Here is a 25286-nt window from a genome sequence, read left to right as displayed (position 1 = left end):
GGCAGCACCTTAGAAACGAACTATGGCGCAATGGGAAGCTCAAGCGTAACACTAGCGCCGTTTTCGACTTGGTTGATTGAGACCATTCCCCCGTGGCGCTTCGCTACAGCTAAGACAATCGACAACCCTAAACCGCTACCTTCGGAATACTCCAGCTGTGAAAATCGACCGAACACGGCTTCGCTTTGGTCGGGTGAAAGGCCGGTTCCGTCATCGGATACAGTTAGTTTGACCCACCCTTCGTCGTAGCGCAGCACTACAGAAATTCGGCTGAGTTCGGCGCCGCCGTGCTTAACTGCGTTGTCCAGAAGGTTTTTAATAGCCTCTGCCAAAAAAACCCGATCTCCGGACACCCAGACTGTTGGTTCTGGCATTGTGACTTCAAATTCGATCCCTTTTGCGAGGATATGAACGCCCATGTCAGCGCAGGCCTCTTCCACAACCGCACGGAAATCAATCTTGTCCATCTGATCCTGATGCGTGGGCTGCCGTAACCGCTCCAAAGACAAAAGCTGCTCGGCTACCGTGGCGGAGTTTTTCGCTGCCGCCACAAGCTCGATAAGCCGTTTGTCCTTGTCTTCATCCGTTTTTGCGTCTCGCAACGCCTCGGCCATGGATTGAACCGCTGCCGCTGGATTTCGCAGTTGATGCGCGGCTTCTGAGATAAACACTTGATGGGCGTTGATGCTTTGCTCGACCTGTCCAAACAGCCGGTTCAAGGTCTGAACAATGCCAAAAACCTCGACTGGAACCGGGCGTTTGATCTCGCTGAGGTCGTCGGGTGAGCGTAGGTCGATCGCATCCTGCAAATCCAGCAAGGGCCGCAGACCACGTGCGACCCCGAACCACACGACTACAGAAAGTGTGGCCAGCAGGATGCCCATCAGGATCGCGGCGCGGATCGACAGTTCGTTGGCAAAAGCGTTGCGGTCTGCAACGCGCTGCCAAGCTGTTACCGTCGCATCGCCCACGAGGTTATCGAGTGTGACCCGCTCGGTCATTTTCAGGACACGCACCGACTCATCCCGATAAACTGCTTCGAAAAACTGCGGCTCGTACGCGTCTTGCTCAGTCGGGTTTGCAGCGGCCGGAGGATATGCATACCCAGTGACGTAAATTCCACCGGGTCCGGTCACGTGATAAAAAATCTCTCCGCCCGATGCATCGCGGATCAGGCTGCGTGTAGTCGGCGAAAGAGCATCGCCTTCTGACACCGCTACATCGCGCGAAATGGCCAGGCCAGCGGACAACAGGCTGTCGTCAAAAAGCTCCTGTGCCGTTTGTTGAGCGACCGTGTAGCGCCAGTATCCAAGCAGGATTGCGAGTAACACCAGTGGCGTCAGGATTAGAATGAAGAGCCGAAGCCTGAGCGAACCGTGCCGGATCACTTTTCCACCTCAAGCAGATATCCGAGGCCACGGGCCGTCTTGATCCGGAGGCCAAAACTCTGAAGGCGCTTCCGCAGTCTCGAGACATGTGGTTCGACAGCTGAATCGTCGACATCGGCTCCGACGCCGTAGACATAGTCGGTCAACTGACCTTTGGGGACGATCCTGCCGCGTCGTTCCAACAGACATTCAAGCACAGCCATCTCCCGTCGCGGCACATCGAGCACTTGACCCTTCGCGCTAACCTGCCGGGCGGTGCGGTCGAACTCGAGGTCTCCGATGGTTTCTCGCGTGCCGTAGTTCAGTTGTTTGCGGCGGGATAGCGCGCGGATACGGGCCTCAAGTTCATCCATCTCGAAGGGTTTCACCAAGTAATCGTCGGCACCCATATCAAGACCCGAAACGCGGTCGCTCGTCTCGGTGCGTGCGGTCAGCAAGATGACGGGTGCGCTGTCACCCCGGTTGCGCAAAGACCGCAGGATCTCAAGCCCTGACCGACCCGGCAGGTTGATGTCCAGAACGATCAGGTCTGCGCCTTCTTGCTCCAAATACAAATCGGCCGCGCCACCATCTGTCAGCACGTCAGCGGCATGGCCCCGATCCCGCAGGCGATAGGCAATAGCGTTCGCAAGGGTCTCATTATCCTCGACGATGACGATCCGCATTCGGGCTCCTGCAAGTTTCGCGCAAGGTTGGCGCCCCATGATTGCCAGATGGGAGGGGGAATCAACCCCGCAGTTCTAATTGCAATCACGGTGGCGCGGAGGGCGCTGACGTGGTTGTCTGGTCAACAGGGAGGAACCAATGGCCATTTCCAACTTCACTCGTCGTACCGTCGTGGGGCTGATCGCCGCTGCCGGACTCGCTGCACCTGCCGCTGCCGAGGTCGATTTCTCGGGCAAGACCATCGAATGGGTCATTCCGTTCTCGGAAACGGGCGGGTCGGCTAAATGGGCCAATTTCTTCGCGCCACTGCTATCCGAGGCATTGCCCGGTCAGCCGACTGTGGTAGTCAAGTTCATGCCGGGCGCGGGATCAACCAAAGGCGCGAACTGGTTTCAGGAACAAAGTCATGATGACGGTACCCTGTTGTTTGGCACGTCCGGGTCTACTCAGTTCCCGTATCTGCTGAGCGATCCTCGCGTACGCTATGAATACAACGATTGGATTCCGGTCATGGCATCCGGAACGGGTGGTGTTGCTTATCTGAACGCCGAGGACGGAGCCAAGTTCGACGGCTCTGCAAATGCGTTGAAGGACACCAATTTCATCTACGGCTCGCAAGGTGCAACCCGTTTGGACCTTGTACCTCTGCTGGCCTGGCAGATGTTGGGTATGAATGTGGAACCGGTATTTGGGATCAAAGGCCGCGGGGATGGTCGGCTGATGTTTGAACGTGGCGAAGCCAATATCGATTACCAGACGTCCTCGGGCTATCTGGGTGGTTCGGTCCCGCTGGTCGAAGCCGGTCAGGCCGTTCCCATGATGACTTGGGGCGCATTGGATGCTGATGGCAATATCGTTCGTGACCCGACCTTTCCGGACATTCCGACCTTTAAAGAGGTCTGCGAGGCCACCGATGGATGCGAAACGAGCGGCGAAGCTTGGGATGCATGGAAAGCCTTCTTCGTGGCGGGTTTCCCGGTTCAGAAACTGGCATTCCTGCCCGGAGACACACCACAAGAGGTGGTCGACGCATACACCGCAGCGTTCCAAACCGTAACTGAGCGTGGAGACTTTGCGGACATTTCGTCCAAACGCGTAGGCAAGTATCCGGTATTCGTCGGCGACGGCTCGAAAGCTGCACTGCAAACAGCGACCAACGTGGACGATGATGCCAAGCAATATGTCCTGAATTGGCTGAAAGAGGCCTACGGTGTCGAGCTAAACTAAGCCGACACCTAGTCGCGCGCCCAATGAAGGGCGCGCAATTTTCTTCTTACAAGACAATTTATGAAAGGCGGCCGCTATGGAGGTTTTCGCCACAGCTCTACCTGCGCTTGGTGATGCGTGGGGTTTGATCCTTCAACCTATCGTTCTGGGCTATCTCGTTCTTGGCGTCGTTATGGGGCTGGCAGTGGGCGTTTTCCCGGGTCTCGGAGGCATTGCCGGCCTGTCGCTGTTGCTCCCTTTCATGTTCGGTATGGATCCGATTCTGGGTCTGGCCCTGATGATCGGGATGGTTGCGGTGGTTCCGACCTCTGACACTTTCGCATCAGTTCTGATGGGCATTCCCGGTAGTTCTGCGTCGCAGGCAACCGTGCTGGACGGCTTCCCCATGGCGAAAAAGGGCGAGGCTGCGCGGGCCCTGTCGGCAGCCTTCTCCTCGTCCCTGTTCGGTGGGCTGGTCGGCGCAACCTTCCTGACCATGTTCATCCTGATCGCGCGGCCTATCGTTTTGGCCTTCGGCTTGCCCGAGATGCTGATGATCACAATCCTCGGTTTGTCTATGGTCGCCATTCTGGCGGGGCGCATCCCGCTGAAGGGCGTCGCAGCTGCCGGTTTGGGCCTGATGGTCGGCACGATTGGCGAGGCCGACGCGGGCGGCTCGCTGCGTATGGCGACTTATGACATTCCGTATCTGACAGATGGTCTGAAACTGGTCATCGTGGGACTGGGTATCTTCGCCGTTCCCGAGATCGTCTCACTGCTGCGGCAAGATCGTTCGATCGCCAAAGGGGCATCTTTGGGGGCCGGTTGGCTGGACGGGGTCAAAGACTGGTTCGCCAACATCTGGCTTTCAGTGCGTTGTTCTATCATCGGCGTGGTTGTCGGTGTCATTCCGGGCCTCGGGGGGTCAGTGGTCGACTGGATCGCTTACGGTCATTCGGTTCAATCCACAAAAGACAAAAGCAACTTCGGCAAGGGTGAAGTGCGCGGGGTCATCGGCCCGGAAAGCTCAAACAACGCCAAAGAAGGTGGTGGGCTAGTTCCGACCCTGCTGTTTGGTATTCCCGGTTCGGGCTCGATGGCGATCTTCATCGGCGCGGTGGCGCTGCTAGGGTCGGGTGATATCGAGGTCGGTCCTAGCATGCTTAAGGACAATCTCGACATCACCTATTCGATCGTCTGGCTGCTCGCGCTTGCCAATGTCGTAGGCACCATCCTGTGCATCGCAGCCTCGGGCGGCATCGCCAAGCTGACCACGATCCGCTTTACCTATCTGGCCCCGTTCCTATTCATGCTGATCAGCTTCGCCGCCTTCCAGTCCGGCCAGAACTTCGAAGACCTGCTGGCCCTGTTCGTGATTGGCCTGATCGGCATCTTCCTGCGCCGTTTCGACTGGTCGCGCCCGGCCTTTTTGATTGGCTTCGTATTGTCGAACCCGGTCGAGAAATTCACAAACCAAGCCTTCCAGATCGCCTCGTTCCGGTTCCGCAAGAGCTTTGGTGAAGGCATGGAATACGTCTTCAGCCCCATCGTCATTGTCCTGATCTTGGTCACAGTCGTCTCGGTTATTCTGGGCATCCGACAGGCCAAGATGATCATGGCTGAAGGTAACGTTCAGGCGGGTACAAAGCGCGCGCCTCTGATCTTCCTGCTGGTGATCATGGCCTATCTGATTGTTGCTTTGGTCAACGCCAACATGATCCCCGACTACAATATGACCGACAAGATCATCCCGCTAGTGATCGGCAGCGTCTCGCTGTTTTGCTGTGTGATCCTGCTAATCCAGATGATGCGGCGGCCCGAGGGCGACGCGATCTTTGCCGACAAGGAAATCGCTGGTGAGGACGCAACTGCACCTCACGGACTTTGGTCCACACTGGCGTGGTTCGCCAGCCTGATTGCGGCAACCTGGGTGGTGGGTTTCATCCTTGCGCTGCTGGGTTTCCTGATCGCGTTTTTCCGCATCCGTGCCGGGGCAAGCTGGCAGATGACGCTGATCCTGACGGCCTGCGGCATCGGCTTCATGTGCCTGATGGCGGGTGCTCTCAACCGCGATTTCCCACCGGGGCTATTGCAGGACCTGGTCAGCCTGCCCTGGCCGTTGAAGTGAGGAGTTCAAAATGACCCAAACCGCAATTCCTTACATTTTCATGCGCGGCGGCACCTCGAAGGGCCCGTACTTCCGCCGCTCGGATTTACCCGAGGATTTGGAGACGCTGGCCGAGGTGCTGATCGCCGCCCTTGGTTCCGGGCAGTCGCTAAATATCGACGGCATCGGTGGAGGCGCGGCGGTGACGACCAAGGTCGCGATGCTGTCAGTCAGTGAGGATGATTGGGCCGATATCGACTATTTCTTCGCGCAGGTCTCGGTCGAGGACAAGCTGGTCGATTTCAAACCCACTTGCGGCAATATCCTGTCTGGTGTTGCTCCTGCTGCAATCGAAATGGGTTTGTTCCAACCGCTGGGCGATGAAACCGAAATTCGCATCCGGGCTGTTAACACCGGAGCTCGGGTTGTCGTCAAAGTGAATACGCCCGGGGGCGAATTGACTTACGAGGGCGATGCAGAGATCGCGGGCGTGCCCGGTCATTCTGCTCCGGTGCAGCTGAGTTTTATGGGTGTGGTGGGCTCGGCTACTGGAGCGTTCCTACCCACGGGTAACCTGCGCGATACAGTTCAGGGCTTCGAACTCACCTGCATGGATGTCGCCATGCCGATGGCTATTGCCCGCGCCGCCGACTTCGGGTTGACGGGCTATGAAAGCGCCGAGGAGTTGGACGCTAACCGCGTGTTCTTTGACCAGATGGAGACCGTTCGGATCGAAGCAGGGCAGCGGATGGGTATGGGGGATGTGTCCAAATCGGTTACCCCCAAATTCGGCCTCGTCGCGCCGGCCAGAGAGGGTGGAACGCTTGCAGTGCGGTATTTCATGCCGTGGAAAACCCACCCGACCATGGCGGTCACCGGCGCGCAATGCATGGCATCTTGCGCTTTGACACCCGGCACAGTTGCAGATGGATTGCTGGATCGTCCCACGACAAGCCCGGCTGAGGTCGTGTTGGAACACGCCTCGGGCAAAATCGACGTGCTGGTGGATTTCTCCTGCGATGACGGGTTCACCGTTATTGCAGCAGGTTTGGTACGAACCGCGCGCAAGTTGGCCGATGGACATGTTTATGTGCCGGAATCTGTGTGGAACGGCAGTTGAAGTGGTGATGATCATATTGTATACTTTGGTATACAATATGGAGATGCCACGATGGACAACTATTCCGAATGCCTCGATATCGCGCGTCAGGAACTCAGGTTGGCGCAGTCGGCCCTGCGGCGCGACATCGCGGACTACCCGACACCGATTGCTGGCTGCGATGAGCAGTTCAACCATCTGCTGGATCAAAGCGAACGGGTCCGCAATGCGCTTGCCGCTCTCGACACACGTCATTTTGTTCCGACCCCAAGAAAACTGACCACCGAGCAGGGAATAGAAAGCCGATGAAGGTCCACATTCTTGATGACTGGTTTGATACACTGCAGCGCTTGCCCTGTTTTGGAAAGCTATCCGGCCATGACGTGAAGGTCTGGACAGATCATGTCGAGGATACCGACCAATTGGCCGCGCGCTTGCAGAGAGCTGAGGCGCTTGTGCTGTTTCGCGAACGCACCAAGATCACCCGTGACTTGATTGAAAAACTCCCAAACCTGAAATTGATCAGTCAACGTAGCGTATACCCGCATGTCGATGTGCAGGCATGCTCGGACAACGGAGTGCTGCTGTGTTCGAATATGCATGGCGGGACGCCGTCTTATGCCGCAGCAGAACTGACTTGGGCGTTGGTCATGGCTGGGATGCGCGACTTGCCCGCACAAATGGCCTCGGTCAAAGCGGGGCACTGGCAAGCAGGCGTGGGCAAGACGCTACGGGGCCGTCAACTGGGGTTCTATGGCTATGGCCGGATTGCTCGCGCGGTTGCGGGCTATGCCGAGGCGTTCGGGATGAATGTTGTTTGGTGGTCGTCTGAGGAAGGCCGGGCACGTGCGCAGGCGGATGGAGTGCAGGTCGCGCACAGCCGAGAAGCGTTCTTTGGTGAAAGCGATGTCGTTTCAGTCCATGTGCGCCTGAAACCGAACACGCGCGGGATTATTACCGCATCGGATTTCGCACAGATGCAGCCGGGGGCGTTGTTTGTGAACACCTCGCGGGCCGGGCTGATCGTGCCGGGTGCTTTGCTGGCGGCGCTGAACGACGGTCGCCCGGGCAAAGCGGCGATTGATGTTTTCGATACCGAGCCTTTGACCGATCCGACCGATCCTTTGTTGTCGCATCCAAACCTGATCGCGACACCGCATATCGGCTTCGTCACCGAGGATGAGTTCGACCTTCAATTCGCGGATATTTTCGATCAGGTGAACGCCTTTGCCAAAGGTGCTCCGATCCACATGATCAACCCCGAGGTTTGGACCATCGCAGGATAGAAATTTGGCGATGGGCTCACCGATGATCACCAACGCGATCCTTGTCAGATGATGGGTGATTGCAAAGCTCAAATCTGCGCTCGAGACGATAGCCAGAATCGTCATCTCTCCGCCAGCCGGGCGCGAAGGCCGCAAATAGGCAGACGCTCATTGGGCCGAACAAGAAATGCAACGGCAGGTTCAGTACCCAAAAGACTCCAGTGCCCAGCACCGCAAGGCTGAAGGCTGCAACCCGCTTTTTCCAAAGTGGCGATGCGATCAACTTAGTGGGCAAGGGGTGGTTCCGATGCGGTTGACTCGAAGTGTATCCAAATGTATCCAAGTGGTCGCAATGAAAGAAGCGCGAGCATGATGACCTTTCAAAACGACCTGCAACACCCCGGCCCGCAAGGCAATTCTGCGTATCAGCGCCTGCTGGACGAGATTCGCGAAGGCACTCTTCTGCCCGGTGACCGGCTGCGTGAAATTGAGCTTTCGGAACGGTTGGGCGTCAGCCGTACCCCGGTGCGCGAAGCGATCCGGCAATTGGAGGCCGACGGGTTGGTCACGCATATCCCGCGGCAAGGCGCGACTGTGCGCAGTCTGGATTACGCCGAGGTTATGGAACTTTATGAGATGCGCGCGGTGCTTGAAGGGACGGCGGCCCGTCTGGCAGCCCGCGCGGCGTCGGATGTCGAGCTGGATGAGCTCGAGGTTCTGAATGACCGGCTGGCAGAGGCAGGTACGGGTGCGGACGCGGCGCAAATCAACAGGGTCTTTCACGCAACGCTTCTGGACGCGGCTAAGAACCGGTTTCTCGCGAAATCCATGCTGTCCTTGCAAAAGGCGCTGTTGATCCTCGGACCGTCTCAGTTGCTGGATGGCGACCGGGCTGAGGCAGCGGTGGCGGAACATCGGCGCATCATGGCCGCTTTGAAGACCCGCGACGGCGGAGCGGCTGAAACAGAGATGCGGGCGCATATTCAGGCTGCGCAGCGTATGCGAATCCGCGCATTGCAGGACCGCGACCGTTCAATCGAAGAAAGCCAGTAGGTAAACAGGATATGGCCACCCCAAAGGAAGCTTACGATATCGCTGTGATTGGGGGCGGGAACGCGGCCCTTTGTGCCGCTATGACCGCTGCCGAGTCAGGCGCCCGGGTTCTGATACTTGAAACGGCGCCAAAACCTTATCGCGGTGGAAACTCGCGCCACACGCGTAATTTTCGCTGCATGCACAAATCTCCCCTGGGTCCTCTGATCGAGGAGTATGGCGAAGACGAATATCTCTCGGATCTGCTGAAAGTCACTGGTGGTAAAACCGATGAGTATCTTGCCCGCCTTGCAATCCGTACCTCGGAGGAATGCTTGCCCTGGATGGAAGAGCGCGGGGTTCGGTTTCAGCCGTCTTTGTCGGGAACTTTGTCATTGGCGCGGACCAATGCGTTCTTTATGGGGGGCGGTAAGTCTCTGGTAAACGCGTATTATCGGACGGCGGCTGGGCTGGGCGCTGATGTGCTGTATGAAGCCGCGGTCACACATTTGGAGCTGAATGGTGATCGGATCGATTGGGTCGATTACACCTACGAAGGTCAGTCCCATCGCATTAGACCCAAGGCGGTGATCGTTGCCTCCGGCGGGTTTCAGGCGGATACGGATTGGCTCACGCGGGCCTGGGGTGAACCAGCCAAAAACTTCCTGATACGCGGCACACCTTACAACAGGGGCGTCGTGCTGGCCGATCTGTTGGGCCAAGGCGTCGATAGCGTCGGTGACCCGACCCAATGCCACGCTGTTGCTATTGACGGGCGTGCGCCTAAATACGACGGCGGCATCGTCACCCGTCTGGACTGCGTGCCGTTTTCCATCGTCGTGAACAAGGATGCCCAGCGGTTCTATGACGAAGGTGAGGATGTCTGGCCCAAGCGCTACGCGATCTGGGGGCGACTGGTCGCGGCGCAGCCGGATCAGGTAGGTTATGTGATCATCGACGCCAAGTCGCTGAATCTGTTCATGCCGTCCGTATTCCCCCCGCTAAAGGCGGACACGTTGGAGGAATTGGCCGGGTTGATGGACCTGCCTGCAAACAAGTTGAAAGCGACGATCAGCGAATTCAACGCCGCTTGCGGTGACACCAGCGGGTTTCATCCGACCGAGCTGGACGGGGTCGCGACCTCGGGCCTGACACCTCCCAAGACCAACTGGGCGCGCCCAATTACCGAACCACCGTTCTATGGCTATTCACTGCGCACCGGTGTGACCTTTACCTATCTTGGGTTGAAGGTCGACGCGCAGGCCCAGTGCTCGACCCAAAATGGAAAGATCAAAAACCTGTGGGCCGCAGGCGAGACCATGGCCGGTTCGATCCTTGGGCAGGGTTATCTGGCCGGTTTCGGAATGACCATCGGAACCGTGTTTGGACGCATCGCAGGACGTGAGGCAGCCGCTTATGCAAACTGATCTAATTCAGGAAGCCCGCCGTCAGGCCGAGATCTGCAACGCTTGCCGTTATTGCGAGGGATATTGTTCGGTGTTTCCGTCGCTTCATACGAAACGGGCGTTCTCGGACGGAGACATCACGCAATTGGCCAACCTATGCCACAACTGCCGGGGATGTTATTACGCCTGTCAGTACACCGCCCCACATGAGTTCGATCTGAATCTGCCCAAGGCGCTGGCCGAAGTGCGGCGCGATAGCTGGGAAAGCTTTGCGTGGCCGCAGCCGATAGCGCGCCGGTTCCACACCCATGGCGGCGCGATCGCGTTGGCACTTGTGATCGGATTTGCCCTGTTGTTCTGGGCCATCCGCGCCATCGGCTCCAGTGGAGGCGAGGGGTTCTACGCTGTCCTGTCGCACAACGCGATGGTTGCGATCTTCGCACCCGCCTTCTTGCTGCCTCTGTTCAGCATTGCCATCAGTCTTCGGCGCTACTGGGCCGAGGTGGAGGGCAAGCCCATCCAGATGTCTGATCTGACGGCTGCGCTCAAACGCGCAGGCAAGATGCAGGATTTGGCCGCAGGCCATGGCGAAGGCTGCAACTTTGAGGACGAAGACCGGTTCAGTCAGGGCCGACGCCACATCCACCACGCCATCATGTATGGGTTCCTGTTGTGCTTTGCGTCGACCTCGGTGGCGACCGTCCTGCACTATGTCTTCGGATTGCACGCGCCGTATGGGTTCTGGTCGCTGCCGAAACTGTTCGGAATCTCCGGAGGTATTTTGCTGACGGTAGGGTGCGGTGCGATGGCGCTGCTCAAGCTAAAGTCAGACCGAGACCTCGGCGATCCGTCGGCATGGGGTGGGGATATCGGCTTTATCCTGTTGCTCGGGTTTGTCGGGTTCAGCGGGCTGGTTCTTTATGCCCTCGGAGCAACGCCGCTGATGCCTGCGCTTTTGGCCATTCACCTCGGATCGGTTCTGACCTTTTTCCTGCTGATGCCTTACACAAAAATGGCTCATGGGTTCTATCGGCTAGCTGCACTTGTTAGGGATGCTCAGCGAAAAAGATATGCGTCCGCAGTCCTTTAACAGCCCGTTGCGCCTGTGCGAGCAGAAAGAAGATGCAATGGGACGAACGATGGTTTTGAAGAACTCTGCGTTAAAGCACCTCGAGTGGCCGTCAATGTCCGGAGCGGGCCGTTGTGCGCGCTCTTCATGCATTGAGGGGGTGCAATATCTCAGCGGTCCTTTCTCTCAACCATTGATGAGGCGCGCTGTCTGAAACCCGCCGGTGCCAGACCAGAATCAAACGGGCGGGGTCAACCGAGATCGGCGGGACAAACACGTTCAGACCGGCGGATTCGGCAACACGATGCGCCAAAGCCGATGGAAGCAAGGCGATGAGGTCGGACCCGGCGACCGCGCGGTAAACACCGGAAAATACGGGAAGTGTCATCACCACATTGCGCCGACGTCCGACGCGCGCAAGCGCCTCATCCCCAAGACCATTCGGAGTGCCCGTTGTCGAAAACAGAACGTGCCCTAGCTCGCAAAAAAGATCGAGCGGCAGGGTATCGCCATGTACAAGCCCTCTTTCAACTGCCTTTGGGTGATCCTTACGCGCAATGACGGAGAACGAAGAAGCGAACATCTCTTGCGCTTCCGCCCAGTCAGGCAACGGCGTTTCGGGGAGCAACGCGAAATCCACCTCAATGTCTGCAAAGGCGTTGACACGATTATCTGGCACAAGATCGACAAGATGAACGCTGATCCTAGGTGCATGCACCGTCAAATATTCGGCGAGCGCCGGCATGAGCATCTCTGCGAAGAAATCGCTTCCTGATATCCGGAACCTGTGCACCGCAGTTGCAGGATCAAAGGCGTCTTTCGCGGATATGAGTGTTTCAACGCGGCTCAGGATCTCTTGCAGAGGCTCTCTTAACGATAGGGCGTGCGCGGTTGGTTCAAGTTTCTGCCCGTTCCGAAAAAACAGCTCATCGCCAAGAGACAGCCGCAGCCGTTTCAGCGCGCCGGATACCGCCGGTTGTGAGAGGCCCAAACGCTCACCTGCCTTGACGGTCGACATCTCGATTAGCAGCGCATTCAGCACGCGCAGAAGGTTCAGGTCAAAACGAGATAAATTGGCCATGTGAATTTATATCATATAATTAATCGATTTCACAGATTGATAAGCTGCGCCTACCCTTTGATCAGTTCTCACGATCTGCCACAGGAGGAGCATTAAATGCTGGATCGTCCACGCACTTACAACGTTCTGAACATACTTATGAAATTTCATGCGTTCCCGTCGGAAACGATGGACAAGTTTTGCCTCGTTGAATGCCTTGTTCCGGTCGGCGCAGGGGCGCCGCCGAACCACCACGCCGGTGAGACCGAGTCTTTCTTCGTCCTTGACGGTCAGATTGGCTTCTCAGTCGATGGCAAGGACATCCTCGCGGGCCCAGGCGACCACATCGCAATCCCCGATGGAGCTGTGCACGCATTCCAGGCCGTCGGCGACAAACCGGCCCGCCTGTTGATAATCAACGCGCCGGGTCACATGCACGACCGGTTCTTCACCGGTGTGGGTCAGCCGCTGCCGGAAGGCCAGACCGAGCTGCCCGAACCTGGCGAGCCGGACCTGACCTCGGTTCTGTCCATCGCAAGCGAGGTGGGCATGACGTTCGTGGCACCGGCTGGAGAACCGGCATAGCGCCAAAACCTAAACGTTGGAACAGAGTTGGCGGGATGCGAACAGGTCTCGCCTACATGTTCCAAAGGCATGCGTGGGTTGGCTTGGTCCTTGAGTGTCTTTTTATCACTTTATCAAATCTGAGCGCCGAAGGATTGTCCGTTTTGTGGGCCGCTTTTGCAGCATCCGGGTGGGCTGGTGAACGGCGGTTGTGGGCTGTCTGTACAGCGTCATGAGGGATGGCTTTGAACCTATGCAGCGCTCCCCGAGGGCCATTAGCGCAACGCATTGAACATTTTGTCATTGAGCTCACAGATCGCGATCCGCGCGGGCCCTGGCTGCGGCTGCGCGAAGGGCCGGTCTGATGAGGGTGAAGCCGAACTTTTCGAAAAAGCGACCCGTCCAAAACGGTCGATCATAGCGAAAAACTCTTTGAGGTTCAGGATTGAGGCTGTAAGTGGCCTTCACGGCAAAATCAAATGATGGAGGGTATCATGGCCAATCGCATCAAACCCGAAGACCGCGCCTCCTTTCGAGGTCATTTCTAAGCGTCGCAAGTCCTTCCCATCGGAGACACGCGTCAAAACTGGCGTTCAAACGGTGCGCGGGCGATGTAGAACTCCAAGAGAAACTCGGACGTAACGATCCTTGCCCTTGCGGCTCGGGGAGGCGCTACAAACGCTGCTGTCTGAAGAGCGGCAGGTTCGACGGCAGTCGTCGGGATTACTACTTTCAGAGAGCGCCGGTAATCCGGCGCTCGACAATTGCGCAACGACAAAGGCCCTGATCCTCAGCGAGCGGCTGAGGCGGCTTTGTTCTTATTTTCTTGCAAAATCTATACCTGTCATCCGCGTGTATGACAGGTGATTGCGCTCAACCCTCATACACTTCTGCTCAGCCACTAAAGAGAGTTCGGAGCCCAGCATGGATTTGCAATCAATTGGAATAGTCGCGCTCAGTCAAAAACATCTGACGAGTTATGACTCTGGGGATGAAGACGCTTACTATACCAAAATGGCCAGATTGGAATTTATCAGTAGGCTGCAAGAGAAAGCACGATTGATGAGTAAATGGGTTTTCAAACGTCACCGCTCCATCAGCATTGCCCAACATCCACAACGAGCAAAGTTTACCACCAGATCATGACGCAAGGAACGAATGAAGATCGTGACGCCGTCCTCGCTGTCATAGAAGCCGAGACCGAAGCTTATCTCCAACGTGACTATGACGCCTGGCAATCCTATTGGCTTGATGGTCCACAGACACGTCGCGTCCAAACCCATGTCGCTACAGGCGTAACTTTGGTGAAAGGGGACGAGATCAAAGAGCAAATGAGACGCATTTTTTTGTAACCTGTTAAATGGAGTCCCCCGAAAGCGTTCGAACGCGAAAACCTGAATATGGTGATCAGCCCCGAGATGGCCTGGGTCAGCTATGACCAGAACAGCGATATGTCCAGCATCGCTGATGGAACCTTGCGCCGATATCATGAGCTCAAGATTCTGCAAAAGGTCGATGGGGTTTGGAAAATCAGTTGCTTGGTAAGCACCCAAATAAGAGCGAATTGTGAAAATGCGCCCCTGATTGAGGTCGATAGGTCTGGCGAAATGATCTGGATGAACGAAAGTGCAAAAAACGACTGCCGCTCCATCCGATGCTCATGAAGAAAGGGCGGAAACTCTGTGCAATCGACGACGAGGCGCGAATATTGCTGCTGGGGGCGCTGAATTGGCTTTATGAGATCAGAAGTCATCTCACACCCGGTTTGCGCGAGGAAGCTGTAAGCCGCATTGTTCCACTCGGACAAGACGATGCTGGTGTTGCACATGTCTGCTGGGCTCTGCTGTGCGACGGCAGATTTTTCATTGCATTTGACGACGAAGAGCGGCTGAATAGCCAAGTTGCGGCTGCTGCTGAAGCCTATGGCTTATCGGATACACAGGAAAAACTGGCCCTAGAGCTTATAGCAGGTGCTGATATCTCAACGGCTGCGGAAATGCTGGGAATAAGTCCAAATACCGCGAAAACGCACCTGCAAAGAATATATGACAAAATTGGTGTCCGATCGCAGTCCGCATTGGTGAGAATGCTGCTTACCGCCGTACGTCGCGAAGTATAGAGCTTTGCCGATCTGGTTTTCTAAGCAGCTATTGGCACGAGCTATTGGTTTTCCGGTAACCGCAAACCTTGCAATGCAACCGTTGCGTGGTGTTCATCGCGATTGCCGAGACCGCGCGTTTCCGCCAGGGATCATGAGATGATCTCGCTTAAGTTGAGCTTTTGTCAGCACTTTTTGTGGAATTCCTGACGACAATATATGCATCGAGTCTTTCTGGTTCTGGCGGCTGTTGTGCCGTGATCCAATGTGCCAGCGCGTCTGCGACGCGTTCTCCCATTTGAGAAACCGGTAAATGTACGCTGGTAAGGGGTGGAACTGACACAGACGACGTCGGAAGATCGTCAACACCCACCATGGAAATCTGATCCGGTACAGCGATTTCTTGGGCTTGAAAGCCAAGCAAAATACCCAGCGCAACAACGTCGGACAGGCACAAAATAGCGTCCGGCTTCGTGTCAAGATTGCTCAACTTATGTGCTACGTCAGCACCGCCTTGGTGACTGATCTCGGTTTCGAAGGTTGTAAGCTCTCCGGTGAATGGAAAGTCTTTGAGACCGGCAAGACGGGCACGCGTGCGGTCATTGTTATGAACGGGGCCATGTACGACCGCTATGTTACGATGACCGAGATCGTTAAGATGCTGTAATGCAAGTTGTGCCGCCGCCGCGTTGTCGTATCCGATCGTCGGCAGCGGGTTTTCAGGATCAAAGAATGACGTAATGATCGTTGGCATCATTGTGCGTTCGATCAGATCGTGAAATGCAGGGCTGTGCGTGACTCCTGTGACGATCAAGCCTTCTGCGCCGATATCCACTAGGCTTTTGGCTTTTTCGGCTTCGATGTCCAGATCTGCCTCGGTGGTCGCCACGATCAGAGATAATTGGTGGTCTGACAGTTTGCGCTCTAACGCGGCAAGAAACCGGGCAAAGATTGCATTGTCCAGAGTGGGAACCAATGCTCCGACAAACCGGGTACGGCCTGAATTGATCGCACGAGCGGCGGCACTTGGTACAAATTTCAGATCCGCAATGGCGGTCTGAACTTTTTCCAAAGTGTCTTTCTTTACGACAGCCGGTTCGTTCAAAACCCGCGAGACTGTGGCGACAGATACGCCAGCAGCTTTAGCCACATCTCTGAGATTTGCGCGTTTTTTGGGCTCTGGGGTTTTTTTCATCGAGAGGATTCATGTCCGTTTGGCGGGCTTCTGAGGAAAGAGTTGACATATGTAACTAGTTTCAGCAACCTCTGTAACTAGTTACATTTTGGGAATCCGATACGGATATGCTGGGGTCATCTGTCTTACATAAGTTCACAAACACCGGGTTTGATGGCCCTGGCCGCCATTTCCCCGGATTCCAAAAAGCGTCTGATTCCCGCACCTACATCCTTGCCCCGCGAGAGGCTGTCCGACTGGTTTTGCAGTCAGGAGATTTGCTGTCGATAGAAGGGTTTGGCCCAGAGCAGGCACTGGAAGTTGTGGCCCTTACCCAAGATGGGCGACCGGGATTGACTGCGTTGAATTTGTCGAAAACCGGGGTGGTCAAATGGGGCGATTTTGACGGTACACGGTTTCTGGCTTGGATTGAGGCGCAGGGTGGAGATCGGCAGGTTCCTTGTCACCGGCTCGACCGTGGGACCGAGCCGTTGATTCTCCGAACTGGCGACGCGGTTACGGTCTGGGTGATCCGTCCCACCGGGGTTGCCGGGTTTGTTGACGGCAGTGCGACTGGGAACATCACGGTCCTGCACAAGTCGGCGATGACCAAAGAGCCGCATCTGCCACCCTTGCTCGGTGATACGCGCGACGAATTTACGGTACAGCGCGGCAGCGCGCAGGCCTATGAGTTGAAGGCCGGCGAATTTGTTCAAATCATCGATGTTGAGGGTCAGCAATGTTCCGACTTTATGGCTCTGCGAGCCATTGGGTTGGATCAGGGACAAGAGTGGATGATCGACTCGACCGCGACCCGGTCGATGGTTCGGCGCTCTTATCCCATCCCCGGCTTATTAGACAAGTTCTTTGATCGCGAGATGCGCCCGTTGCTGAACGTGGTACAAGACACATGTGGGCGGCATGACACATTTGGTTTGGCCTGCACCGCGCGCGGTTATGAAGAACGCGGGTTTCCCGGGCATCTGAATTGCTCCGATAACATGTCGAACGCTCTGGCCCCTTACGGTGTGGCGCGCCGAACCGCGTGGCCCGCAATCAATTTCTTCTGGAGCACTTGGATCGATCCCAAGACCCATCACATTTTGACCGAAGAATCCCATTCGCGCGCCGGAGACTACGTCGCTTTGCGCGCTCTGGAGGACCTGGTTTGCGTTTCGACCGCCTGTCCTGACGATATCGATCCCATTAACGGCTGGAATCCGACCGATGTGCATGTGCGCATCTACCGACCCGAAACGCCCATCCGCAGAGCGGTTGCCTATCGCGAAAAGGAAGACGCGCCCATGTCGATCAGTCAGGAGTCTGCCTTTCACGACCGTTTGTCACCTCTCACCCAGCATTTTGCCCCGGCGCGCGATCTGTGGGCACCGGTCAGCTATCCGGCCTATGGCACATTGGGTGAATATTGGGCTTGCCGTCAGGCGGTGACTATTCAGGACATGAGTGGCTTACGCAAATTTGACGTTGTCGGCCCCGATGCCGAGGCTTTGATGCAGTTGGCGACAACGCGCAATGTAGCAAAACTGCCGGTTTGGCGCGGGTCTTACACGCTGATGTGCGACGAAAGCGGTTCGGTCATCGACGATGGCACACTGTTCCGCCTTGCGCCCGAGATATTCCGCTGGTGCTGCGGGTCCGAGGAAAGTGGCCGGGCTTTGCAAGAACTGGCCGATGCGCGCGATCTGCAAGTGAGGGTGCATGCGCTGTGTGGGGCGATGCCGAACCTCTCGATCCAAGGACCGAAGTCGCGCGACCTTCTGCGCAAGATTGCCTTTACTCAGCCACATGTCCCCAGTTTGGATCATCTGAAATGGTTCGGTGTCACTGTCGCTCGTTTGAACGACCGTGAGGGCGAGCCTTTTATGCTGTCGCGCTCGGGGTATACCGGTGAATTGGGGTACGAAATTTTCTGTTCCAAATCCGACGCCGTTGCCATCTGGGACGCAGTTGTGGCCGCCGGGGAGGAGTTCGGGATCACCCCAATGGGTTCGGCCGCCCTCGACATCATTCGGATCGAAGCAGGGCTGGCCGCGGCCAACGCGGAATTCGCGCCGGGCGTCGATGCGTTTGAGGCCGGTTTGGGTTTTGCGGTCGATCTGACCAAGTCCGAATTCACCGGGAAAGCGGCACTGGAACGCAATGCGCGCGATGCGCGCCGGGTGCTCAAAGGACTGCTGATTGGATGTGACGACGTGCCCGCCCATGGGGCCCCAGTCTATGCAGGTGAACGGCAAGTGGGCCTGGTCACTTCGGCTACGCGCTCGCCGATGCTGGAACACGCGATCGCCATGGCGCGGCTTTCGGTCGAACAAGCGGAGAACAGCACTCAACTGGAGGTCGGTCAACTCGACGGGCGGATGAAACGCCTGCGGGCCACCGTCACGGACATTCCATTCATCGACCCGCAACGCAAGCGGGCGCGCGCCTGATGGCGCAAATAACTCTACGCAACGGGAGAAACGATATGAAAACACTAAAGCTTACAGCAATCTTGGCTCTGGCCATGGGTGCGACGACGGCAATGGCACAGGACAAGGTCATGGTGGGCGAACCCAGCTGGCCCGGCGCCAAGATCATGAGCCGCGTGATCGGGCAGGTCATCGAAACTCGTCTTGGTGGTGAAGTCGGCTATGCTCCCGGCGCGAACGCAGTGATCTTTGCTGCCATGGATGGCGGGCGTGGTGACATCGACGTGCATCCGGATGTCTGGTTGCCGAACCAGTCGTCCTTTACCGATGAATATGTCGACCAAAAAGGTACCGTGGGTCTGTCTGCTGGCAGCTACGAAGGCCGTGCCGGGATCTGCGTGCCGAACTACATGGTCGAGGATCACAACATCCGCTCGATCTACGATCTGGCGACACCGGTCGCACAAGAGCTATTCGACTCGGATGGTGACGGCATGGGCGAAGTCTGGGTTGGTGCCTCGGGCTGGGCTTCGACCAACACCTTCAAGGTGCGTGTGCGGGACTACGGTATTGAGACCTTTCTAACACCGACCACCGAGGACGAAACTGTGTTCTATTCGCGTCTGAAAGATCAGATCGACCAGAAGAAAGGTGCGGCCTTCTATTGTTATGCGCCACACTACGTACACGCCTTGTATGACGTGACCATTCTGGAAGAACCCGAGCATGATGCGGCCACTTACAAGATGGTGCAGCCCGATCAGGATGCGGATTGGTACAACAAGTCTCATGTCAGCACGGGTGAGCCGGTCAAGACCGTGACCGTTGCACATTCCAAATCGCTGGATCAGCGCAACCCGGCAGCAGCGTCGTTCCTGGCCAATATCGACATGGATGCGGGTGAACTCAGCGGCTTGACCTATGAGGTCGTGGTCAAAGGCCGCGACACGGATGAGGTCGTAGCTGAATGGATAGCCGCCAATGGCGATACCGTCGACAGCTGGTTGGGTCTGACCACCAACTAAAACCTGCGCGCCCCTGGGTGCCGGGGGCGCGATCCAACTCAATTCCGATGGGGCCAAAATGACAGCGCAAATCGCAATCGACGCAAAAGGCGTGTGGAAAGTGTTCGGCGAGCGCTCGCAAGAAGCTTTGAACGCCATCCATAGTGAGGGGCTGAGTAAGGCCGAGGTCTTGGAACGCTTCAACTGCGTTGTAGGTGTGGCTGATGCCAGTTTCGAGATCGAACGAGGTGAGCTGTTTTGCGTCATGGGCCTGTCGGGGTCGGGAAAATCAACCCTTGTGCGCCATGTAAACCGTCTGCTGGAGCCTACAGACGGCCATATCTATCTGGATGGTGAGGATGTGATGGGCCTGAATGATGAAGGCCTGCGAGATCTGCGCAACCGTCGCGTCGCCATGGTGTTTCAGAACTTTGGCCTGATGCCGCACCGGACAGTGCGCGACAATGTAGCGATGCCGCTAGAAATCCGCGGCACCGGCAAGGCCCGCCGTTGGGAAGAGGCGGATCGCGTGCTGGAACTGGTTGAGCTGAACGGCTGGGAAGACAAATACGCACATGAGCTGTCGGGCGGGATGCAGCAGCGTGTCGGCCTCGCTCGCGCGATCGCCGCCGATCCAGAGGTTTTGCTGATGGACGAACCGTTTTCGGCTCTTGACCCTCTGATCCGCAAACAGTTGCAGGATCAGTTCATGGATCTGAGCCACAAGTTGAACAAGACCACGATGTTCATCACTCATGACCTGGACGAAGCGATCCGCATTGGCCACCGGATCGCGATAATGAAGGATGGGCGCATTGTTCAAATCGGAACACCCGAAGAGATCATCCTCAATCCTGCCGATGACTATGTTGCCGACTTCGTAGCCGGGATTTCCAAGCTCAATATGATCTTCGCCCATGCCGTTATGAAACCCGTCGACGAGTTCGAAGCACATCATGGAGAGGTGCCCCAGGACGCAAAAGAAGCCCATCCGGATATGGATTTGTCTGATCTAATGAACCTCTGCGTGGATGGCCACGGCGTAGTGGCGGTGACACAGGACGGCAAGACCGTAGGCGTGATCAATCGTGCGGGCTTAATCCGTGCGATCCAGGACAGCCAGGCATAAGGGGACCGTTATGAAACATGTTGATGTCCAACAGATCCAGCCGGAAACCGCCGACCGCCTAAATGGGCTGATCGGAGATTTCGTGGGGCAGGAACAGTCATATTACCAAAAGACCTTCTCCTACATGATGCAGGCGCCAGGCTATCGCTTTACGCTGAACAAGGCAGCGGCGATCCTCGGACCGATCTGGTTCGGCGCACGGGGGCTATGGTCATGGTTCTTGGGATTTCTGGTGTTGGAAACACTAGCCTATATCCAGATCGGGCTGGGCTTGTTCGGAGATCTCGGGCGCGAGTTTCGCGAGCGCGCGGAACAAATCGAGCAAACGTTGGAGCTTCGACGCCAACAGATCACCGCAGCAGAGCAATCTGGAGCTGCGTCGCTGGATTCGCTGAAACGTGCAGCAGAATCCTTGGAAGGGGCCTTGGCCGGCGCGCAAGAGGCCGCGCGCACAGCCGACTCAACTGGCTTGACCTATCTGACCGTCGGCATTGTTTTGTTGTTGGCCGTCAAGTTTCTTACCGCATCTCTGGCCAATTGGACGCTTGAAGGGCAATTTGCGCGGTGGCGCTCTGACCCGAGCGTGGCGCACGGGTGGTCGGTCACCCGACTAGCCGTGGCTACAGCGCTGACCTTCGTGGTGGTGATCTTGTCGATGATCAAATTCGCGCAGCCTGATGCTTTGGCTGTGCTCAAAACCTTCCCCACCAACCGCGACTGGCGGTTGAATGTCGGAGACGGTGTGCAGGCCGTGTTTGAATGGACCAAAACCGCCGGACGAGGCTTCTTTGACGGGCTGACCTTAGGGATGCGTACTCTGCTGGACTGGATCGAAGTTGTGCTGGTTGATACCCCCTGGCCGGTAGTGGCTATGGTGATCATCATGCTGGCCTACCTTTCGGCTGGCGCCCGCGTGGCGATTTTTACCGGCGCAGCGCTGGCCTATCTCGGGCTTCTGGATTTCTGGGAAAAAGCGATGACAACCATCGCGCTGCTTGGCGCAGCCGCGCTGATCTCGATTACCTTGGGCATTCCCCTGGGTATCTACTGCGCGCGTCGTCCGCGTGCGTTTGCCATTGTGAGGCCCATTTTGGATTTCATGCAGTCGATGCCTTCCTTCGTCTACCTGATTCCGGTTGTGGCCTTTATCGGCTCTGGCAAGCCTGCTGGCGTGGTCGCGACCATGATATTTGGTAGCCCACCAGTGATCCGTTTCACAGTGCTTGGCTTGCAGCAGGTCCCTGAAACCGTGCGCGAAGCCGCCTTGGCCTTTGGCGCAACACCGCGCTACTTGCTCTGGCGTGTTGACTTGCCCTTGGCGCATAAAACAATCATGGCCGGTGTAAACCAAACCATACTGATGTCGCTGGCCATGGTGGTTGTCGCCTCGCTGATCGGCGCAAAAGGATTGGGTGAGGACGTGCTGGAAGCTCTGCAATATGCAGCGGCGGGGCAGGGGATACTTGCCGGTCTTGCGATCCTGTTCTGCGCACTCATCCTGGACCGGATTGTTGCGGGTAAGAGATAACGAGAAATAGTCAGCAGACGCGGGTGCGGGTTTAAACTGAACTAGCGAATCCGATTGCCAGTTTGAGCTGTCGCCTCAGGCCACATGATGCGGTATCCAAGCCATCTTGGCGAGCAGTCGCGCCGTTCGCCACTCCAAAGTGGCTTCCAGTTCACGACACAGCGTTGTTCGGTGCTGAGCCCACTTTGACCAAGTCAGTTTTCGGGCCATTTGCCGACGGTAGTGATACCGCCTCTGACGAGTTCGGTATCTGGTTTTTTACGCGGCTCTCTCGAGCTGCTTAACTAGTTTTTCGTACTTTCTGATCCTAGAATCGAGGTCTTTCTGAGTTTTCAGTTGTATTCTTGTGATACGGGAGTCGCTCTCCTTTTGAATCTTCTTGGCGTAGGCCGCCCAAGAAACCGGATCCCATTTGAATTTTCTGTTTTCCACGATGTCGACATAAGCCGCCGCCCAAAACGAAGGTTTGTTCATATCAGACCATGCCTTCAGTGTGGCTTTCGCGAAGAGGACAAGGTTCCCGTCCGCCTTTACGTCGTCGGACACTGCGCCACCGACCAATTGGGCGTATTGGTCCGCTTTACTACCGACAAAACCCTTTAGCGTTTCTTTGTTCAGCTTTGCGAGTTCGGCGCCGGTTACTTTAGTAGATTTTTTTGCGGCAACAGCCAGATTGCTAAGGCCCACAGCCATGGTGGCCAGCATCGCAATCAAATCCTTCTGATCCGTAGCTTTCTTGCACTTTTGCAAGTCGCGCGCGTTTTCTTTGCGAAGTCTTTCAAAGTCACTGTTCATCTCCGCGCGAAGCTTCTTGAGTTTGCCCAGAACTTGCTTGTAACGCGTGAGAGTTTTCTTTTTGTCTGACATTTTACCCATTCCTATTTTTACTTGTTAATCAGGATACTTACTTCGTACGGCACGCAGGTTTCCGCGATAGTCGAGCTGGTTTAGTGGTCAAGTTCATTCTGAAGACCTCCTGCCTATTTCAAGCGCTTGAGCTCTACGTTCTTGATAAATTGCTGATCAAACCGACCAGGCTCGAACCTCGCGGACTGTCCTTTTTGAAGCGACACCAGTTTTCTTGAAAAAGTAACTTGTCGAATTGTGGCATTACCAAAATGAGAGCTTAGAGATGCTCGAAACTTGAAGTTACCATTCTCGTCCAGGGTTGCTTTGGCTTTGGGCAACCCAGCTGAATTGCCGGTAAAGTCGCGATGGTAGGTCAAAGATAATTCGTCGCTTCCGTTTTGACTGAAACGGTACACCGAAAGCACTTCCTGACGTCCGGGTTTGTAATACGGATCGTAGTGGTATTTGGCATATTCATCGTCCCAACGGCGGCGAACAACAACCTCATAGCTCCCATCCAAAGCGGCGAGATTTGTAGTCGTCGCAGATGAATTGGGCTCAACGCTTCGGTTGTCTATTTTTGGCACTCGGGCGAGCAGCATCTCATATGTATTTTCATTGAGATATCCTGTCTGAGACAAACCGTTTGCGGCCTCGAAACGACGGAGAGCTGTTCTCGAGCGAGGTCCGAACAATCCATCCGCAGCGCCCGGGGAAAATCCTGAACTGTCGAGTGCTCTTTGGATGCTGCGGTATTCCGCGCGTCCGATTCCCAATGCGTTTTCTGCGACAACCAATGGATCAGGGGCCGTATTCGTTTCAGGGACCTCTCTGGATGGTTGGAGAGCAGCTAGATCGGTTTCGCCTTGTTCTTGAGTGCTTTGGGGCGCGGGGTCTGAATTCTGTCGAGGCTTGTTGGCGGCGCTCGCCGTCACCTGTTCCGACAATTGCCTGGCAATGTTGGCCGCTGACGTTTCCGGAAACGTATCCACGATCTTTTGCATGGCTTCGAGACGCGCTTTTTGGTCGGGGATGCCAACCGCCAGGTTCAATTGTTGTGTGGCCAGGTTTTCGTCGCTCAATTTTTCTTTTGGAGTTTCAACCGTCCCAACCGAGATCCTGAAATAGAATTCGCGCGACATCTGGCTAACAACCTCGGGGCGTTGTCTGCCGTCAGTTTCTTCCAGAACATCTGCAGACACGCGCTTGAGCATTGTAGAAACTTCAATACCTGGAGTTTTGATGTGACTGAGAAGCGCTTTGGTAAACGGAGAATTCGGTCCAGTTCCATCATAAGCTATTTTTCCAGGGGTCGTGGCAAAAGCGACGAGGCTGTCACTATATGCACCTCCCACCACAGCAAGCCCTCGACCCAGCCCAAGTGAGCGCGCCTGGTCCGGCACCCGATCCCTCAATGCATTTGCAAGCGGGTTGTCTCGGCAGGCATCGATAAAAGCAATTGAGGTCGCGGCTCGGCTTTCCATCAGGTTCAATACCTTGGACAGCCTTACAGCTTCGGAGTCGATAAGATGTTGGTTCTGAACTTTTGCGTCAACTGAAAGCAGGTAGTTTTCCCCCCGCAATTGCATTCCATGTCCGGCATAGAAAAAAAGCGCATGAGTTGCGCCATCAAGCCTTTGTTCAAAACGCAGAAGGGCTTCGCCAAAGTCTCTTTGAGACGCATTTTTGACTTCGATGACTTCGAATCCAAGTTGTTTCAAAACTTTGGAGATTTCGAAGGCATCATTTACAGGATTTGTTAAGCGTTCGGTGTTTTCATAGTCACTATTGCCAACAACAAGCGCCACTCGCGAGGCAAGTGACGGCGCTGCAAAGCCGAGGAAAACGACAAAGAAAAATAGAAAAAACCTGAGCAACTTGGTGACCCCCCCACAAACTCTTCAAGCCAGTATTCGATTTCCTTCTCGATGTTGGGCACACATAATACGCGGCTTTCAAACTTCCGCTGTGTGCTATTTCACATTCATAACAGAAACCAATTGAATCGATAAATCCTCAGGAACCTCTACCCGTTACGAGCGATGTTTGCTTCGTCGTTTCACTCTTGAGAACGCATCGTAACGCGGGTTTTTGCTGAATTGGGCAGAGCTTATGGCGTTCGCATTCGTTGCCGTTACAGGGACAGTACCATCAGGCGAATGCGCTCAGATCGGTGAGGTCAGAAAAATTCTGAATAGGTACTGATATGAACC

22 protein-coding genes are annotated in these 25286 nt (G+C 55.9%); 15 read left to right on the top strand and 7 right to left on the bottom strand.

Features of this window, described 5'->3' with window-relative positions:
• Positions 1-20: 20 nt before the first annotated feature.
• Both GOW40_RS03725 and GOW40_RS03720 read right to left on the bottom strand, forming a co-directional pair.
• Positions 21-1388, bottom strand: coding sequence for a sensor histidine kinase (locus tag GOW40_RS03725; protein WP_371731801.1), 1368 nt, complete (start codon positions 1386-1388; stop codon positions 21-23).
• Complete coding sequence (locus tag GOW40_RS03720) at positions 1385-2053, bottom strand: response regulator transcription factor (protein WP_171128441.1); 669 nt, start codon at positions 2051-2053, stop codon at positions 1385-1387. Before GOW40_RS03720 ends, GOW40_RS03725 begins: the two co-directional genes overlap by 4 nt.
• A gap of 139 nt (positions 2054-2192) precedes the next feature.
• On the opposite strand from GOW40_RS03720, the gene GOW40_RS03715 reads away from it, so the two are divergent.
• From GOW40_RS03715 to tcuB, 8 genes are all read left to right on the top strand, one after another.
• The gene (locus GOW40_RS03715; RefSeq protein WP_171128442.1) at positions 2193-3281 is read left to right on the top strand and encodes a tricarboxylate transporter; all 1089 of its coding nucleotides are present in this window, start codon (positions 2193-2195) and stop codon (positions 3279-3281) included.
• 76 nt (positions 3282-3357) lie between these two features.
• The gene (locus GOW40_RS03710) at positions 3358-5388 is read left to right on the top strand and encodes a tripartite tricarboxylate transporter permease (protein ID WP_171128443.1); all 2031 of its coding nucleotides are present in this window, start codon (positions 3358-3360) and stop codon (positions 5386-5388) included.
• 10 nt (positions 5389-5398) lie between these two features.
• The gene (locus GOW40_RS03705) at positions 5399-6487 is read left to right on the top strand and encodes a 4-oxalomesaconate tautomerase (RefSeq protein ID WP_171128444.1); all 1089 of its coding nucleotides are present in this window, start codon (positions 5399-5401) and stop codon (positions 6485-6487) included.
• Between the two features lie 51 nt (positions 6488-6538).
• Entirely contained in the window at positions 6539-6775 is a 237-nt protein-coding gene (locus GOW40_RS03700; RefSeq protein ID WP_171127980.1) for a hypothetical protein, read from the top strand.
• Positions 6772-7752, top strand: a complete 981-nt coding sequence (locus GOW40_RS03695) for a D-2-hydroxyacid dehydrogenase family protein (RefSeq protein ID WP_171128445.1) — start codon at positions 6772-6774, stop codon at positions 7750-7752. The genes GOW40_RS03700 and GOW40_RS03695 overlap by 4 nt, the downstream gene beginning before the upstream one ends.
• A gap of 348 nt (positions 7753-8100) precedes the next feature.
• A complete protein-coding gene (locus tag GOW40_RS03690) occupies positions 8101-8784 on the top strand; it encodes a GntR family transcriptional regulator (RefSeq protein WP_254444237.1) in 684 nt (227 codons plus the stop codon).
• Positions 8785-8795: 11 nt separating this feature from the next.
• Positions 8796-10190: an FAD-dependent tricarballylate dehydrogenase TcuA gene (gene tcuA / locus GOW40_RS03685; RefSeq protein WP_171128447.1), complete on the top strand. Its 1395-nt coding sequence runs from the start codon at positions 8796-8798 to the stop codon at positions 10188-10190.
• Positions 10180-11259, top strand: a complete 1080-nt coding sequence (gene tcuB, locus GOW40_RS03680; RefSeq protein ID WP_171128449.1) for a tricarballylate utilization 4Fe-4S protein TcuB — start codon at positions 10180-10182, stop codon at positions 11257-11259. The genes tcuA and tcuB overlap by 11 nt, the downstream gene beginning before the upstream one ends.
• Before the next feature lie 124 nt (positions 11260-11383).
• Here tcuB and GOW40_RS03675 read toward each other — a convergent pair whose 3' ends face one another.
• Positions 11384-12319: a LysR family transcriptional regulator gene (locus tag GOW40_RS03675; RefSeq protein WP_171128451.1), complete on the bottom strand. Its 936-nt coding sequence runs from the start codon at positions 12317-12319 to the stop codon at positions 11384-11386.
• A gap of 96 nt (positions 12320-12415) precedes the next feature.
• Between GOW40_RS03675 and GOW40_RS03670 the strand changes: the two genes are divergently transcribed.
• Together GOW40_RS03670 and GOW40_RS22415 are read left to right on the top strand one after the other, a co-directional pair.
• Complete coding sequence (locus GOW40_RS03670) at positions 12416-12883, top strand: cupin domain-containing protein (protein ID WP_171128453.1); 468 nt, start codon at positions 12416-12418, stop codon at positions 12881-12883.
• Positions 12884-13319: 436 nt separating this feature from the next.
• Entirely contained in the window at positions 13320-13649 is a 330-nt protein-coding gene (locus GOW40_RS22415; protein WP_217352226.1) for an SEC-C metal-binding domain-containing protein, read from the top strand.
• 298 nt (positions 13650-13947) lie between these two features.
• On the opposite strand, the gene GOW40_RS03660 is transcribed toward GOW40_RS22415, so the two are convergent.
• Positions 13948-14352, bottom strand: a complete 405-nt coding sequence (locus GOW40_RS03660; protein ID WP_171230867.1) for a hypothetical protein — start codon at positions 14350-14352, stop codon at positions 13948-13950.
• Positions 14353-14522: 170 nt separating this feature from the next.
• On the opposite strand from GOW40_RS03660, the gene GOW40_RS03655 reads away from it, so the two are divergent.
• The gene (locus GOW40_RS03655) at positions 14523-14981 is read left to right on the top strand and encodes a helix-turn-helix transcriptional regulator (RefSeq protein ID WP_171128455.1); all 459 of its coding nucleotides are present in this window, start codon (positions 14523-14525) and stop codon (positions 14979-14981) included.
• A 148-nt stretch (positions 14982-15129) separates the two neighbouring features.
• Here the strand turns inward: GOW40_RS03655 and GOW40_RS03650 are convergent, their stop codons facing one another.
• Positions 15130-16155 (bottom strand): LacI family DNA-binding transcriptional regulator, encoded by a 1026-nt coding sequence (locus GOW40_RS03650; RefSeq protein ID WP_171128457.1) that lies wholly within the window; start codon positions 16153-16155, stop codon positions 15130-15132.
• 242 nt (positions 16156-16397) lie between these two features.
• On the opposite strand from GOW40_RS03650, the gene GOW40_RS03645 reads away from it, so the two are divergent.
• Genes GOW40_RS03645 through GOW40_RS03630 form a run of 4 tightly spaced genes read left to right on the top strand, consistent with a single transcriptional unit; the run spans position 16398 to position 22224 of the window.
• On the top strand, positions 16398-18584 hold the full coding sequence (locus GOW40_RS03645; protein ID WP_254444236.1) for a DUF1989 domain-containing protein: 2187 nt from the start codon (positions 16398-16400) through the stop codon (positions 18582-18584).
• A gap of 35 nt (positions 18585-18619) precedes the next feature.
• Entirely contained in the window at positions 18620-19588 is a 969-nt protein-coding gene (locus tag GOW40_RS03640; RefSeq protein WP_171097275.1) for a glycine betaine ABC transporter substrate-binding protein, read from the top strand.
• Positions 19589-19646: 58 nt separating this feature from the next.
• Complete coding sequence (locus GOW40_RS03635) at positions 19647-20696, top strand: glycine betaine/L-proline ABC transporter ATP-binding protein (RefSeq protein WP_171128461.1); 1050 nt, start codon at positions 19647-19649, stop codon at positions 20694-20696.
• Between the two features lie 10 nt (positions 20697-20706).
• On the top strand, positions 20707-22224 hold the full coding sequence (locus GOW40_RS03630) for a proline/glycine betaine ABC transporter permease (RefSeq protein WP_171230866.1): 1518 nt from the start codon (positions 20707-20709) through the stop codon (positions 22222-22224).
• Positions 22225-22482: 258 nt separating this feature from the next.
• Here GOW40_RS03630 and GOW40_RS03625 read toward each other — a convergent pair whose 3' ends face one another.
• Together GOW40_RS03625 and GOW40_RS03620 are read right to left on the bottom strand one after the other, a co-directional pair.
• Complete coding sequence (locus tag GOW40_RS03625) at positions 22483-23091, bottom strand: hypothetical protein (RefSeq protein ID WP_171128463.1); 609 nt, start codon at positions 23089-23091, stop codon at positions 22483-22485.
• Between the two features lie 113 nt (positions 23092-23204).
• Complete coding sequence (locus GOW40_RS03620; RefSeq protein ID WP_171128465.1) at positions 23205-24950, bottom strand: caspase family protein; 1746 nt, start codon at positions 24948-24950, stop codon at positions 23205-23207.
• Positions 24951-25286: the final 336 nt, after the last annotated feature.

Source organism: Ruegeria sp. HKCCA6707, from assembly GCF_013033515.1.
Lineage (GTDB): Bacteria > Pseudomonadota > Alphaproteobacteria > Rhodobacterales > Rhodobacteraceae > Ruegeria.
This window is presented reverse-complemented; position numbering and strand designations above follow the sequence as displayed.

Excerpts from the sequence above, each read along its gene's own strand:
- GOW40_RS03650 (WP_171128457.1), bottom strand. The coding sequence starts at position 16,155 with ATGAAAAAAACCCCAGAGCCCAAAAAACGCGCAAATCTCAGAGATGTG.
- GOW40_RS03690 (WP_254444237.1), top strand. The coding sequence starts at position 8,101 with ATGATGACCTTTCAAAACGACCTGCAACACCCCGGCCCGCAAGGCAAT.
- tcuB (WP_171128449.1), top strand. The coding sequence starts at position 10,180 with ATGCAAACTGATCTAATTCAGGAAGCCCGCCGTCAGGCCGAGATCTGC.
- GOW40_RS03625 (WP_171128463.1), bottom strand. The coding sequence starts at position 23,091 with ATGTCAGACAAAAAGAAAACTCTCACGCGTTACAAGCAAGTTCTGGGC.
- GOW40_RS03715 (WP_171128442.1), top strand. The coding sequence starts at position 2,193 with ATGGCCATTTCCAACTTCACTCGTCGTACCGTCGTGGGGCTGATCGCC.
- GOW40_RS03640 (WP_171097275.1), top strand. The coding sequence starts at position 18,620 with ATGAAAACACTAAAGCTTACAGCAATCTTGGCTCTGGCCATGGGTGCG.
- GOW40_RS03635 (WP_171128461.1), top strand. The coding sequence starts at position 19,647 with ATGACAGCGCAAATCGCAATCGACGCAAAAGGCGTGTGGAAAGTGTTC.
- GOW40_RS03700 (WP_171127980.1), top strand. The coding sequence starts at position 6,539 with ATGGACAACTATTCCGAATGCCTCGATATCGCGCGTCAGGAACTCAGG.
- GOW40_RS03660 (WP_171230867.1), bottom strand. The coding sequence starts at position 14,352 with ATGATATCGGCGCAAGGTTCCATCAGCGATGCTGGACATATCGCTGTT.
- GOW40_RS03630 (WP_171230866.1), top strand. The coding sequence starts at position 20,707 with ATGAAACATGTTGATGTCCAACAGATCCAGCCGGAAACCGCCGACCGC.
- GOW40_RS03710 (WP_171128443.1), top strand. The coding sequence starts at position 3,358 with ATGGAGGTTTTCGCCACAGCTCTACCTGCGCTTGGTGATGCGTGGGGT.
- GOW40_RS03655 (WP_171128455.1), top strand. The coding sequence starts at position 14,523 with ATGAAGAAAGGGCGGAAACTCTGTGCAATCGACGACGAGGCGCGAATA.
- GOW40_RS03670 (WP_171128453.1), top strand. The coding sequence starts at position 12,416 with ATGCTGGATCGTCCACGCACTTACAACGTTCTGAACATACTTATGAAA.
- GOW40_RS03720 (WP_171128441.1), bottom strand. The coding sequence starts at position 2,053 with ATGCGGATCGTCATCGTCGAGGATAATGAGACCCTTGCGAACGCTATT.
- GOW40_RS03675 (WP_171128451.1), bottom strand. The coding sequence starts at position 12,319 with ATGGCCAATTTATCTCGTTTTGACCTGAACCTTCTGCGCGTGCTGAAT.
- tcuA (WP_171128447.1), top strand. The coding sequence starts at position 8,796 with ATGGCCACCCCAAAGGAAGCTTACGATATCGCTGTGATTGGGGGCGGG.
- GOW40_RS03705 (WP_171128444.1), top strand. The coding sequence starts at position 5,399 with ATGACCCAAACCGCAATTCCTTACATTTTCATGCGCGGCGGCACCTCG.
- GOW40_RS03695 (WP_171128445.1), top strand. The coding sequence starts at position 6,772 with ATGAAGGTCCACATTCTTGATGACTGGTTTGATACACTGCAGCGCTTG.